Origin of the sequence: Saccharopolyspora hirsuta (assembly GCF_008630535.1) — a bacterium.
GTDB classification, from domain to species: domain Bacteria; phylum Actinomycetota; class Actinomycetes; order Mycobacteriales; family Pseudonocardiaceae; genus Saccharopolyspora; species Saccharopolyspora hirsuta.
The window spans coordinates 512,947-525,692 of the sequence record NZ_VWPH01000001.1 but is presented as its reverse complement, the minus strand read 5'-3'; the positions used below and the strand labels follow the sequence as shown (position 1 = coordinate 525,692).

The following is a 12,746-nucleotide window of genomic DNA, read 5'->3' as shown; positions in this document are numbered from 1 at the left end:
ACCTCGGGAACGACTTGAAAACCACCTGGCGCGCTGGAAGGGTCCGGGTGGACCCAGATCCCCAGGGAAGCGAGCCAGCATGTCCGAAGTGGAGTACCGGCAGTCCCGGTTCTCGGTCCCGGCCGGGGCCGCCGACATCCTGCTGATCCGGCACGGCGAATCCGCACCGGCCCGCCCCGACCGGCCGTTCCCGCTGGTCGACGGGCAGGGCGACCCGGAGCTGGCCCCGCAGGGCCGGGAGCACGCCGAGCGCGTCGCGCAGCGGCTGGCCGACGCGGACCTGGACGCGATCTACGTGACCACGCTGCGCCGCACCGTCCAGACCGCAGCGCCGCTGGCGGCCCGCCTCGGCCTGACCCCGCAGGTCGAACCGGACCTGCGCGAGGTGCACCTCGGCGAGTGGGAGGGCGGGCTGTTCCGCCAGAAGGTCGCCGCGAACGACCCGGTGATCCAGCGGATGCACGCCGAGCAGCGCTGGGACGTCATCCCCGGCGCGGAGTCCGTCGAGGCGCTGGGCGACCGGGTGCGCGGGGCGATCGAGCGCCTGGCCGCGGCGCACCCGGACCAGCGGATCGCGGTGTTCACCCACGGCGGGGTCATCGGCCAGGCCCTGGCGCTGGCCACCGGATCCCGCCCGCTGGCATTCCTGGGCGCCGACAACGGCTCGATCTCCCGGCTGGTGGTCACCGCGGACCGCTGGATCGTCCGCAGCTTCAACGACTCCGCCCACCTGGGCGCCGACCTCACCGCGCAGGCCGCCGCGCTGAGCTGACCGCCGGGTCACTTCAGGCCCAGCGCGCGGACCGCGTCGACCGGGTCGCCCTGCGGCAGGACCGCGATGGCCGGGGTGGTCACGCCGTTGTCGACGTACTGCTGGACGCGTTCCCGGCAGTGCTCGGCCGGGCCGTGCACCACCAGGTCGTCGACCACGCTGTCCGGGATCGCCGCCAGCGCCGCCTTGCGGTCCCCGGCGTCCCAGGCCTGCCACATCGGCGTGAGCTCCTCGCGGCCCAGCCACTCGTGGAACGCCCGGTACACCGGCACGTTCATGTACGCCGCGATCTGCCGCCGCGCGATCGCGCGAGCGGTGTCGGCGTCGGTGTCGGGCATGACGAAGATCCGCGCCACGATTTCCTTGCCCGCACCGCCCTCGTGCACGTGCGGGACGACGGTGCGCACGTCGTCGGGCGAGAGCCAGTTGATGATCGCGCCGTCGCCCTCGCGACCGGCCAGCCGCAGCATGCCCGGCCGCAGCGCGGCGACCAGCAGCGGCGGCACCGGGTCGGCGACCAGCCCGGCGGTGAAGCCCCGGACCTGGAAGGTGTCGTAGGACTCGGTGACCTTCTCCCCGCTCAAGGCCTTGCGCAGGAACCGCAGCGTGTCGCGGACCCGCTTGTAGGGCTCCTCGAACGGGATGCCGTTCCAGCTGGAGACGATCACGTTGGAGGAGGTGCCGATGCCCAGCGCGAACCGGCCGGGGGCCGCCGCGGCCAGCGTCGCGGCGCTCATCGCCAGCGTCGCCGGGCCCCGGGTGTAGACCGGCACGATCGCGGTGCCCAGCCGCAGCTGCGGGGCCCACGCGCTGGCCAGCGCCAGCGGCGTGAACGCGTCGGCGGCGTTCGACTCCGACGACCACACGTCGGTGAAGCCCAGATCCGGCAGTTCGGCGATCAGGTCGCGCTGCTCGGCCAGCGGCATGCCCTGGAACGGCACCGTGATGCCCCAACGTCGTTGCACTGACGATCCCTTCGATCACGACGGCGCGTAGCGCGCCTTGAGCTTTCCCTTGACGAGCTTGCCGGTGGGGGTGCGCGGCAGCTCGGCCGCGAAGTCCACGCTGCGCGGCACCTTGTAGTGCGCGACGCGCTCCCGGGCGTAGGCGAGGATCTCCCGCTCCAGGTCCGGGCCCGGTTCCGCGCCGGGCGCCGGTTGCACCACGGCCTTGACCGCTTCGCCCATCTCCTCGTCGGGCACCCCGAACACCGCGACGTCGAGGATCGCTGGGTGCAGCACCAGCACGTCCTCGACCTCCTGCGGGTAGATGTTCACCCCGCCGGAGATGATCATGAAGGCCTTGCGGTCGGTGAGGAACAGGAAGCCGTCCTCGTCCAGGTAGCCCAGATCGCCGACCGTGGCCCAGTTGTCGTGCTCCGGGTGCCTGGCCGCCCGGGTCTTGTCCGGGTCCCCCAGGTACTCGAAGCCGATCTCCTCGCGTCCGAAGTAGACGGTGCCGACCTCACCGGCGGGCAGCTCGTCCCCGGCCTCGTCGCAGACGTGCACCTCGCCCAGCACCGCGCGGCCGACCGAGCCCGGTTTGTCCAGCCACTGCGCGGAATCGACCATCGTCATGCCGATCCCCTCGGTGGAGGCGTAGTACTCCAGCAGGATCGGCCCCCACCAGTCGATCATCGCGCGCTTGACCTCGACCGGGCAGGGCGCGGCGGCGTGCACCGCCATCCGGTGGCTGGACAGGTCGTAGCGCTGCCGGACCTGCTCGTCCAGCTTCAGCATCCGGACGAACATCGTCGGTACCCACTGGCTGTGCGTGACGCCGTAGCGCTCGATCGCCCGCAGCGCCGCTTCGGGGTCGAACCGCTCCATCATCACCACGGTCCCGCCGAGCGCGTGCACCGCGGCGCAGTACCGCAGCGGTGCCGCGTGGTAGACCGGCGCCGGGGAGAGGTAGACGGTGTCCTCGTCGAACCCGAACACCCCGTGCATCAGGTCGACCAGCAGGTTTCCCGGCTCGTGCACCTCGCGGTCGGGCAAGGCGGGCTTGATCCCCTTGGGCCGCCCGGTGGTCCCGGAGGAGTAGAGCAGGTCAGCGCCGCACGGCTGCGAAGCGGGCACCTCGGTGGAGGCCGCGGCCAGCGCCTGCTCGTAGTCGTCGAAGCCCGGCACGGAACCGCCGTAGGCCAGCCGCAGCCCGACGCCGGGCACCTGACCGGAAACCGCCTCGGCGAGCTCCCCCAGCCCCGCCGACACCACGAGCGCGCTGGCCCCGGAATCGTTGACGATGTAAGCGGCTTCAGCGGGTTGCAGGTGGCTGTTGACCGCGCACACGTACATGCCCGAGCGCAGCGCCGCCCAGTAGACCTCGAAGGCCTGCGGGGAGTTGTCGCTGAGCAGCGCGACCACGTCGCCCTTGCCCAGGCCCGCGGAGCGCAGCCGGTCGGCCAGCCGCAGCGACCGCTCGTCCAGTTCCCGGTAGGTCAGGCGCCGACCGGACCCGGCCATGATCAGCGCCGGCCGGTCGGGGTGGGTCGCGGCGTGGACTCCTGGGTACATGCGGCTCCTCCTTGAACCATCGGCACCCGCTGCTCACCTCACGAGGCGCTCCAACTCCCCGAACAGCCGCTTGGCCTGCTCGGCGCTGGGCACCGCGAAAACACCTCGGGCCTCCACCAGCACGGTGTCCGGGTCGTCCTCGGTGCTGATCGTGGCGACCGACTCCGTCCACCGGCCGTCGACCCGCTCCACCCGGCCGACAATGCGCAGCGGCGTCTGCAGCGGCACCGGGCGCCGGTAGCGCAGGGCGAGCTTGACCGTCATGCCGTGCTTGCCGCGCGTGGAGTGGGCGTGTCCGAGGATCTGGTCCAGCAGCAGGGCGCTGATGCCGCCGTGCCCGTAGCTGGGCGGCCCCTCGTAGGCCAGGCCGAGCGTGCACCGGCCGATCGCCGTGCCGTCGACGATCTCCACCTTCATCGGCGGCGCGATCGGATTGCCCGGGCCCGAAGCGGGGTTGTACATCCGGCGCGCGCGCTGCCCGCCGTCGACGGTGGCCGGTTCGCCGCGCACGCGGCTGGCCGCGGTCAGCGGCGGGACCAGCGCGCGGACCTGCTCGGCGAGGTCGGTCAGGGTCGCGGCGTCGACCTCGGTGGACACCGCGGCATCGGTCAGTTCGCGCAGCGCGGCGCCGAGCTCCCGCGCGGCCCGGCGGCGCTGCGCCAGGTCGTCGTCGACGTCCACCGGGTCACTCACCCCGCCAGACCGGCTTGCGCTTCTCGGCGAACGCCCGCGCGCCCTCCTGGGCGTCGGCGGAGGTGAACACCGGCGCGGCGATCTCGGCCTGCTCGGCGAAGGCCTCGGCGTCGGTCCACCGCACCGCCCCGGAGACGATCTGCTTGGTGGCGCGGACGGCCAGCGGCCCGTTCACCGCCACCCGCGCGGCCAGCTCGCGCGCCCCGTCGAGCGCCTCGCCGGGTTCGGTGAGCTTGTTGACCAGCCCGTGGGCGTGGGCGACCTCGGCGGTCAGCGGGTCGCCGGTCAGCGCGACCTCCATCGCCAGCTGGTACGGCAAGGTCTTGGGCAGCCGCAGCAGACCTCCGGCGGCGGCGACCAGACCGCGCTTGACCTCGGGCAGCCCGAACTTCGCCTCCCGCGAGGCCACGATCAGGTCGCAGCTGAGCGCGAGCTCGCAGCCCCCGGCCAGCGCCCAGCCCTCGACCGCGGCGAGCAGCGGTTTCGACGGCGGGCGCTCGGTGACCCCGCCGAAGCCGCGGCCCGGGATGGACGGGCGTTCGCCGCGGGTGAAGGCCTTGAGGTCCATGCCCGCGCAGAAGGTCCCGCCCGCGCCGGTGAGGATCCCGATGACCGCGTCGGAGCGCTCTTCCAGCTCGTCGATGGCGGCGGCCAGTCCCTCGGCGACCGTGCGGTCCACCGCGTTGCGGGCCTCGGGCCGGTTGATCGTGATGACGGCGACGCCGTCGGCGATCTCGGTCAGGACGCTGTCACCCACGTGCATCTCCTCCGGTCTCGGGCCAGGGCGGCCCCAGTATCGCCCGCCGAGCAGCCCAGGTCCAGACCGACCGGCCGGTATGACCCAGACCGAACATCGCACGCACCGATAGCCGGGACCAATGGCCCGCAGTTTCAAGTGAAACTGCGAATCGCCGCGGGTGGGGATCACGGTTTCAATTGAAACTGCAGATCCACGCTCGTGGCCGGGTGGTCGTTCGGCTGGCCGGATTCGTATTCTTCGCGGATGGATCTGCGGCTGGTGGAGTACTTCGTGGCGGTCGTCGACCACGGCAGCGTCACCAAGGCCGCGCAGGCCCTCTACATCGCGCAGCCCTCGCTGTCGCAGGCGATCCGCAGCCTGGAGCGCCAGCTCGGCGTGCAGCTGTTCCACCGCACCGGCCGCCAGCTGGTGCTCACCCCCGACGGCGAGGCGTTCGCCGCCCCCGCCCGCCGGATCCTCCGCGACGTCGAGCGCGCCCGCAGCGCCGCCCACGAGGTGCGCGCGCTGGGCAGCGGGCAGCTCGACATCGCCGCGCTGGCGACCCTGGCCGCGCACCCGCTGCCCGAGCTCGCCGGCGAGTTCCACCGGCGCCACCCGGGCGTGCTGCTCAACGTCGTCGACCCCGGCGGCTCGGCGCGCGTGGTCGACGAGGTGCGGCGCGGGCGCGCCGAGCTCGGCCTGACCAAGCTGCCCCCGCGCAGCACCGGGCCGCGCGGCTCGTCGCTGCGCACCCGCGAGCTCTACACCCAGGAGATCGTGCTGGCCCTGCCGCCGAAGCTCGCCGAGCCGCTGCCCGACCCGGTGCCGCTGTCCGCGGTCGCGGGCATCCCGCTGGTCCTGGAGTTCACCGACACCCGCACCCTGGTCGACGACGTGCTCGACATCTCGACGCTGACCGTCGCGGTGGAATCGGCCAACCGGCAGGCGATCTGGGACCTGGTCGCGCACGGCGCGGGCGCCACCTTCCTGCCCCGCAACCTGGCCGAGCGCGAACTGCCCGGCGCCGTCCTGCGCTCCACGACGCCGGAACTGCGGCGCAGCGTGGGTTTCGTGCACCGGCCGGGACCGCTCTCGCCCGCCGCCGAGGCGTTCCTGGCGGTCGCCGGGGTCAGCGCGGAGTCCGAGCCATCCGCAGAAACGCCCGACCCGCAGGGGAAAGCACCGCCGGGTCGTAGAGCACCCCGTAGCCGAGGTTGATCGGCGGGTCCACCGCCCGCACGATCGCCCCGCGCGCGGCGGCCTGCTCGGCCATCGGCCGGGCGAGCACGGTGCCGCCGACCCCGGCCAGCACGAACGGCAGCATCGACTCGCGGTGCTGCACGACCGCCGACGGCCGGGTGCGCTTGCGGGCCGCGCTGAGCGCCTTCTCGATGGCGGTGCGGCCGGTGCTCTTGGGCACGATCACCAGCGGCAGGTCCGGGAGCTCGGCCAGCGGCAGCGGGTCCTTCGCCGGGACGTCGGTGCCCGGCGGGAACACCAACCAGAACTCGTGCCCGCCCAGCTCCTCCACCTGCAGGTCCGAGGCCGGGACCGGCAGGTTGGTGAACACGATCTCGCAGTGCCCCTCGCGGATCAGCGCCGCACCGGCCTCCTCGTCGCGCAGCTCGGCCAGCCGCAGCGAGACGTTCGGGTAGCGCTGCCGGAACCGGCCGACCAGCTGCGCCACCGGGTGCACCGCCAGCGAGGCGGCGACGTGGATGTCCAGCCGCCCGCGCGGCAACCCGGCCGCGTCCACCAGCGTGCCCTCGGCGGCGACGACGTCCCGCAGGATCTGCCGGGCCGGACCGACGAAGGCCTGCCCGGCCGAGGTCAGCACCATGCCGCGCCCGATCCGGTGGAACAGCTCGACGCCCAGGTCCCGCTCCAGCCCGCGGATGGCCTGCGACACCGTGGGCTGCGCCAGCTGCAGCGCGCTCGCCGCGGCGTTGATGCCGTTGTGATCGACGACCGCCAGGAAGTACTCGACCTGGTGCAGCTCCACCCCGGCAGCTTATACAGCCCGCCCCGCCCGACGACCAGCCCCGGAGCGGTGGCGGATTCGCGCGAAACCGCCACCGCTCCCCCCGCCGATTCCGCGCGAAATCGGCGGCGCCCCGCTCAGTCCGTCGCGGCGGTGTCCCAGCCGTAGTCGGGCAGGGCGAAGAACTCGTCGCCGTCGACGCGGTCGACCTCGCCCGAGGCCATCGCGGCGATCAGCGACTCGACGCCGGTCCGCACCGACTGGACGAGCATGCCGCGCTGCTTCTGCCCGAGGTCGTCCTGCTGACCGCGGACCTCGAACAGCACGGTCGCCGAACCGTTAAGGGCGAACGCCGAACGGCCCTGCCCCGCGTACTCGCGCTCGTCCGGGTGCAGGTACCGCCCCACCCCGGCCAACGGCGACTGGGTGCCGTAGGCGGCCTGGATGCCGCGCGCCACGGACAGCGCGTAGCGACGCGACTTGTCCTGGTCGAGCAGCGGGTACTCCTCCTGGTACGCCGCCCCGTCGCCGACGCCGAGCGGCGGGTAGTCCAGCGCGACCGAGATGAGCTTGCCGTCCTGCGGCCCGCCCGTGGTGCGCCCGCACGGACCCATGTGGTGCAGGTCCACCACCGCGTCCACCGCGCCGAACTCGTCGCGCAGCGCCAGGTAGGTGTCGCGGATGGCGCGCGACTCCGGCGACAGGAAGAACCCGGCGTCGGTCTGCTCGCCCGGCAGGTCCGCCGGATCGGGCACGTAGTCCAGGTCGGGGTTGAAGTCCCGGTTGAGGTCGAAGCCCGGCAGGTCGATCCCGTCCCCGCTCGGGCTGTGGTACCAGGCCGTCGGCGCACCGGCCAGCTGCGGGTGGTCGGCCACCACCTGCTCCCACGGGACCACGTTCATGCGCCGGTTGAGCTCCCCGCCGTCGGGGTTCACCATCGGCAGCGCCACCAGGGTGACCGACGACAGCAGCTGCTCGGTGGCCGCGTCCCGGCTGGTGCCGAGGTCCTTCAGGATGCCGAGCAGCGCCTCGGTCCCGGTCCGCTCGTTGCCGTGGATCGCGCTCTGCACCATCAGCACCCGCTCGCCGGTGCCGACTCGTGCGGACCACAGCTCGCGGCCCTGCTTGCTGGTGCCGATCTGCTGCACGCGGACCCGACCGGCCGAGGTGCTCTCGATGCTCCGCAGCTTCTCGTCCAGCTCTGCGTGATCGGTCCACCCGCTCCACTGCGGATCGTCGAACGTCTTGCACGGCCCCTGATCCGGCCCGTCCGGCGGTGCCGCCTGCACCGGTGCGGCGAGTCCGGCCACCGCCGCCGAGCTGGCGGCTGCCAGGGCCAACGACCTTCTCCAACGCGGAATTCGACTCACAGTGCGCATCTCCGTTCGCGGATCGCAAGCTGCTGCGACGCCCGCGGTTCCGGCGCACGATCCCGCCGCGTTCCGAGCACGTCGCACTACCGAGCGGCCTGGCAACGCCCAGGCGCGGATCGTCCTGACTGCGCTCCCGGGACCACCCGATCGGCCGGGATCACAGCTGGGGACTCTAAGTTCGCGTCACCGGCGAGTCAATTGCCGGCTGCGAAGGCATTTCCGCCCTGAGCGATGCATTCCGCGGTGCTCGGAACCGCGTCAGAGGCCGAGGTCCTTGGCGATGATGGTCTTCATCACCTCGGTGGTGCCGCCGAAGATGCGGGTCACGCGGGCGTCGGCGTACATGCGGGCGATCGGGTACTCCAGCATGTAGCCGTAGCCGCCGTGCAGCTGCAGGCAGCGGTCGACCACTGTGGACTGGAGCTCGGTGCAGTACACCTTGACCTTCGCCGCGTCGGCCGCGGTCAGCTCCCCCGCCTCCTGCTCGTCCAGCGCGCGGTCCAGCATCGCCCGCCCGGCCTCGATCCGCACCGCGCAGTCGGCCAGCTCGAACTTGCTGTTCTGGAAGCTGCCCAACGGCTTGCCGAAGACCTTGCGCTCCTGCACGTAGTCCAGCGTCATGCGCAGCGCCGCCTCCGCCGCGGCCTGACCGGACACCGCGATGCCCAGCCGCTCCTGCGGGAGGTTCGCGCCCAGGTACTGGAAGGCGCGGCCCTCCTCGCCGAGCAGGTTCGCCGCCGGGACCCGCACGTCGTCGAAGAACAGCTCCGCGGTGTCCTGCGCCTTGAGCCCGAGCTTCTCGAGGTTGCGGCCCCGGCTGAAACCCTCCATGCCGCGCTCCACCACCAGCAGCGACAGCCCGTCGCGGCGGTCGTCGCCCTGGCCGGTGCGGGCCACCACGATCACCAGGTCGGCGTTGTGGCCGCCGGTGATGAACGTCTTGGCGCCGTTGAGCATGTAGTGGTCGCCCTCGCGGGTGGCGGTGGTCGCCATGCCCGCCAGGTCCGAGCCGGTGCCGGGTTCGGTCATGGCGATGGCGCTCATCAGCTCACCGCTGGCCAGCCCCGGCAGCCAGCGCTGCTTCTGCTCCTCGTCGCACAGCGAGATGAAGTACGGCACGACGACGTCGGTGTGCACCTTGAAGCCGCCCAGCGAAACCCCGGCGCGGGCGGTCTCCTCGGTGATGACGGCGTTGAACTTGAAGCTGCTCGTCCCGCCGCCGCCGTACTCCTCGGGCACCTGCAACCCGAGCATGCCGACCGCGCCCGCCTTGTGGAACAGCTCGCGGGGCACCAGCCCGGCCTTCTCCCAGTCTGCGAAGTGCGGCACGACCTCCTTGGCCAGGAAGTCCCGCACGACCTCGCGGAACGCCTCGTGTTCCGCCCCGTAAGCGGTGCTGCGCATCCGCCCCTCCTAGTCCTCTCGAACGCTGCTCCCGAGCCCGGGTCACGCGATTTCAATGGAAATCAGAGGTCCGATTTCCATGGAAATCGCGGGAAGTCGTCCACAGCCGTCGGCGTGTCGGGTCCCGGCGCACCGACCGGCCGCGATTTCCATTGCACTCGAAGGTCCGATTTCCATGGAACTTGTTCATCCTGCCCGTGGACCGCAGCCGCGAAGGGCGAACTGCACCGGTCGGCAGGTGTCGCATGCGCCGCAGGCGCATAACCCACCCTCGCAACTTGCACCGCCGCGGGTTCACGGTGCCCACCCCTCCGGGGTTCCTTCCGGCGAGGACGGCCCTGACGCCGTGTATCGGGTCATACATCAGTCAGGGCACCCACAGCCAGGCGGGCGCTGAGGTTCCGCCACTTGCACCGCCACGCAGAACGAGGTTGGAAAAACCTCAATGAAATCGCACCGACGACGGAGTCAGAACCTCCGATCACAGGAGTTCGAGGATGGTGGCGTTGGCCATGCCGCCGCCCTCGCACATGGTCTGGAGGCCGTAGCGGATTCCGTTGGCGCGCATGTGGTGCACCAGGCGGGTCATCAGGACCGCGCCGGAACCGCCCAGCGGGTGGCCGACCGCGATCGCCCCGCCCAGCGGGTTCAGCCGCGCCGGGTCCGCGCCGGTCTCGGCCAGCCAGGCCAGCGGGACCGGGGCGAACGCCTCGTTGACCTCGAAGGCGCCGATGTCGTCGATGCCGAGCCCCGCCTTGCGCAGCGCCTTGTGCGTGGCGGGCCACGGCGCGGACAGCATCATCACCGGGTCGTCACCGGCCAGCACCGCGGTGTGCACCCGCGCGATCGGCCGCAGGCCGCGTTCGCGGGCGACGTCGCTGGTGGTGATCAGCAGCGCGCCGCTGCCGTCGGAGATCTGCGAGGCGTTGCCCGCGGTGATCACGCCGTCCTCGCGGAACGCCGTCTTGAGCTTGCCCAGCGATTCCAGGCTTCCCCCGCGCCGCACGCCCTCGTCGACGCTCAGCTCCGGCAGCTCCACCAGCTGGTCGTCGAACGCGCCGGAGTCGATGGCCGCGGCCGCCCGCGCGTGCGAGGACAGCGCGTACTCGTCGAGCTGCTGGCGGGAGAAACCCCACTTCTCGGCGACCATCTCCGCGCCGATGCCCTGGTTGAAGCCCTTCACCCCGTAGCGGTCCAGCACCGAGTCGGGCAGCACCTTGTCCACGCCCTTGCGGGCGAAGCCCATCGGCACCCGGCTCATCGACTCCACGCCACCCGCCACCGCGATGTCGTAGTGGCCCGCGACGACCCCGGCGGCGGCCGCGTGCACCGCCTGCTGGCTGGAGCCGCACTGCCGGTCCACCGAGGTGGCGGGCACCGATTCGGGCCAACCGGCGGCGAGCACCGAGGTCCGCGCGATGTTGCCCGCCTGCTCCCCGGCCTGGCTCACGCACCCCCACACCACGTCGTCGACGTCGGCCGGTTCAACCCCGGCGCGCTCCACCAGGGCGTTGAGCACCCGGGCGGACAGGTCCGCCGGGTGGATCCCGGAAAGCGCACCGTTGCGCTTGCCGACCGGGGTGCGCACGGCTTCGACGATGACTGCGTCCCTCATGTGCTGCTCCTGTCTGGGAGGCGGGCCAGGATTCGAATGAACCACCCGGCCCTGCCCGCGGGCAAAGATCGAGCGTGGAACGTTCGGATAGGCCGCGCCTATCCGCCCCAGTGCGGGGCGCGGAGTTCGCGGCGCAGCAGCTTCCCGGTGTCGGTGCGGGGCAGGTTCGGGTGGAGCTCGATGCGCCGCGGGACCTTGAACCCGGCCAGCCGCTCGCGGCAGTGCTCCCCCAGCCGCTCGACCAGGCCGTCGGCGGCGTCCGGGGCGGGCTGCACGATCGCCAGCACCGACTGCCCCCACTCCTCGTCCGGCACCCCGACGACCGCCGCGTCGGCGACCTCCGGGTGCGCCAGCAGCGCCGCCTCGACCTCGGCCGGGTAGATGTTGACGCCGCCGGACAGGATCAGGTCGGTGCGCCGGTCGCACAGGAACAGCCAGCCCTCGTCGTCCAGGTAGCCGATGTCGCCGACGGTGATGAGCTCGCCGTGCCGGGCGGCCGCGGTCTTGTCCGGGTCCTTGAAGTACTCGATCCCGGTGATGCCGCTGCGGAAGTACACCGCGCCGACCTCGCCCGCGGGCAGCGGCTCGCCCTGCTCGTCGAGGATCTGCACCTCGGCCGCGGACAGCGGGTACCCGACGGTGCCCGGCCGGGCGAGCCACTCCTCCGAGCGCACCGCGGTCACCGATCCCTCGGTGGCGCCGTAGAACTCGGTGAGCACCGGGCCCAGCCACTCGATGCAGCGGCGCTTGACCTCCACCGGGCAGGGCGCACCGGCGTGCACCACGCTGCGCAGGCTGGAGGTGTCGTAGCGGTCGCGCACCTCGGCGGGCAGCCGGAGCAGCCGGTGCAGCACGGTCGGCACCGTGAACGTCGAGGTCACCCGGTGCTCCTGGACGAGCTGCAGCACCTGTTCCGGGTTCGCGCGCTCGCTGAGCACGACGGTGTGGCCGAAGTTGAGCCCGATGAAGGCGAAAGCACCGGGTGCGGCGTGGTACAGCGGCGAGAGCACCAGGTGCACGCCGCGACCGGGCTCGATGTCCAGGCGCTGCATGAAGTCCAGGTAGTGCGGCGCGACCTGCGGTTCCCGGCCGGTCAGCGCGCGCCGCACGCCTTTGGGCCGACCGGTGGTGCCGGAGGTGTAGAGCATGAGCTCCCCGGCCGTCCGCTCGGGCGGTTCGGTGCGCGGCTGGCCGTTGAACAGCTCCTCGTAGTCCCGCCAGCCGGGCGAGCCGCCGACGGCGAACCGCATCCGCTGCGGGATCCCGGCCGCGTCCAGCGCCGGGCCGCACCGCGCGGTCAGCACCGCGTCCACGACCACCAGGTCCGCCTCGCAGTTCTCCGCGATGTAGCCGATCTCCGGTTCGGCCAGGTGGTGGTTGATCGGCGTGAAGTACAGCCCGGACTGCCAGGTGGCCAGCCGCAGCTCGAAGAACGGCAGTCCGTTGTGGACCACCGCGGCCACGCAGTCGCCAGGGCGCAGCCCGAGCGACCGGAAGGCGTGCGAGAGCTGGTTGGCGCGCTCGGCCAGCTGGGCGAAGCTCACCGAGCGCCCGGCGACGTCCACCACCGCCGGGCGGTCCGGGTCGGTGCGCGCGATGGCGAACAGTCCGAGCTCGCCGGCTGCGACGGGCATGTGCGACCTCCTCGATCCG

At 72.4% G+C, this 12,746-nt stretch carries 11 protein-coding genes; 2 read left to right on the top strand and 9 right to left on the bottom strand.

What is annotated here, in order from left to right; translation table 11 throughout:
* Positions 1 to 79 precede the first annotated feature (79 nt).
* Positions 80 to 772: a histidine phosphatase family protein gene (locus F1721_RS02380; protein ID WP_150064812.1), complete on the top strand. Its 693-nt coding sequence runs from the start codon at positions 80 to 82 to the stop codon at positions 770 to 772.
* An 8-nt stretch (positions 773 to 780) separates the two neighbouring features.
* On the opposite strand, the gene F1721_RS02375 is transcribed toward F1721_RS02380, so the two are convergent.
* Genes F1721_RS02375 through F1721_RS02360 form a run of 4 tightly spaced genes read right to left on the bottom strand, consistent with a single transcriptional unit; the run spans position 781 to position 4,738 of the window.
* Positions 781 to 1,698, bottom strand: a complete 918-nt coding sequence (locus tag F1721_RS02375) for an LLM class F420-dependent oxidoreductase (RefSeq protein WP_150064990.1) — start codon at positions 1,696 to 1,698, stop codon at positions 781 to 783.
* A gap of 54 nt (positions 1,699 to 1,752) precedes the next feature.
* Positions 1,753 to 3,288 (bottom strand): acyl-CoA synthetase, encoded by a 1,536-nt coding sequence (locus tag F1721_RS02370; protein ID WP_150064811.1) that lies wholly within the window; start codon positions 3,286 to 3,288, stop codon positions 1,753 to 1,755.
* Positions 3,289 to 3,321: 33 nt separating this feature from the next.
* Entirely contained in the window at positions 3,322 to 3,981 is a 660-nt protein-coding gene (locus F1721_RS02365) for a PaaI family thioesterase (RefSeq protein ID WP_150064810.1), read from the bottom strand.
* Positions 3,974 to 4,738 carry a crotonase/enoyl-CoA hydratase family protein gene (locus tag F1721_RS02360; RefSeq protein WP_211840285.1) on the bottom strand — a complete coding sequence of 255 codons (765 nt, stop codon included), beginning with the start codon at positions 4,736 to 4,738 and terminating at the stop codon, positions 3,974 to 3,976. The genes F1721_RS02365 and F1721_RS02360 overlap by 8 nt, the downstream gene beginning before the upstream one ends.
* A 246-nt stretch (positions 4,739 to 4,984) precedes the next feature.
* Here F1721_RS02360 and F1721_RS02355 point away from each other — a divergent pair, with 246 nt between their 5' ends.
* Positions 4,985 to 5,938 (top strand): LysR family transcriptional regulator, encoded by a 954-nt coding sequence (locus F1721_RS02355; protein WP_150064808.1) that lies wholly within the window; start codon positions 4,985 to 4,987, stop codon positions 5,936 to 5,938.
* Here F1721_RS02355 and F1721_RS02350 read toward each other — a convergent pair.
* From F1721_RS02350 to F1721_RS02330, 5 genes are all read right to left on the bottom strand, one after another.
* Entirely contained in the window at positions 5,850 to 6,722 is an 873-nt protein-coding gene (locus F1721_RS02350) for a LysR family transcriptional regulator (RefSeq protein WP_150064807.1), read from the bottom strand. The genes F1721_RS02355 and F1721_RS02350 overlap by 89 nt on opposite strands.
* A gap of 116 nt (positions 6,723 to 6,838) precedes the next feature.
* Complete coding sequence (locus tag F1721_RS02345; protein WP_211840284.1) at positions 6,839 to 8,041, bottom strand: M14 family zinc carboxypeptidase; 1,203 nt, start codon at positions 8,039 to 8,041, stop codon at positions 6,839 to 6,841.
* A 291-nt stretch (positions 8,042 to 8,332) separates the two neighbouring features.
* Positions 8,333 to 9,478 carry an acyl-CoA dehydrogenase family protein gene (locus F1721_RS02340; RefSeq protein ID WP_150064805.1) on the bottom strand — a complete coding sequence of 382 codons (1,146 nt, stop codon included), beginning with the start codon at positions 9,476 to 9,478 and terminating at the stop codon, positions 8,333 to 8,335.
* A 481-nt stretch (positions 9,479 to 9,959) separates the two neighbouring features.
* On the bottom strand, positions 9,960 to 11,093 hold the full coding sequence (locus F1721_RS02335; protein WP_150064804.1) for a thiolase family protein: 1,134 nt from the start codon (positions 11,091 to 11,093) through the stop codon (positions 9,960 to 9,962).
* Positions 11,094 to 11,191: 98 nt separating this feature from the next.
* Positions 11,192 to 12,727 (bottom strand): AMP-binding protein, encoded by a 1,536-nt coding sequence (locus F1721_RS02330; protein ID WP_150064803.1) that lies wholly within the window; start codon positions 12,725 to 12,727, stop codon positions 11,192 to 11,194.
* Positions 12,728 to 12,746 lie beyond the last annotated feature (19 nt).

What these genes read in the sequence shown, in the direction of transcription:
- F1721_RS02340 (WP_150064805.1), bottom strand. Translation starts at nt 9,478, where the DNA reads ATGCGCAGCACCGCTTACGGGGCGGAACACGAGGCGTTCCGCGAGGTC.
- F1721_RS02330 (WP_150064803.1), bottom strand. Translation starts at nt 12,727, where the DNA reads ATGCCCGTCGCAGCCGGCGAGCTCGGACTGTTCGCCATCGCGCGCACC.
- F1721_RS02355 (WP_150064808.1), top strand. Translation starts at nt 4,985, where the DNA reads ATGGATCTGCGGCTGGTGGAGTACTTCGTGGCGGTCGTCGACCACGGC.
- F1721_RS02335 (WP_150064804.1), bottom strand. Translation starts at nt 11,093, where the DNA reads ATGAGGGACGCAGTCATCGTCGAAGCCGTGCGCACCCCGGTCGGCAAG.
- F1721_RS02380 (WP_150064812.1), top strand. Translation starts at nt 80, where the DNA reads ATGTCCGAAGTGGAGTACCGGCAGTCCCGGTTCTCGGTCCCGGCCGGG.
- F1721_RS02375 (WP_150064990.1), bottom strand. Translation starts at nt 1,698, where the DNA reads ATGCCGCTGGCCGAGCAGCGCGACCTGATCGCCGAACTGCCGGATCTG.
- F1721_RS02370 (WP_150064811.1), bottom strand. Translation starts at nt 3,288, where the DNA reads ATGTACCCAGGAGTCCACGCCGCGACCCACCCCGACCGGCCGGCGCTG.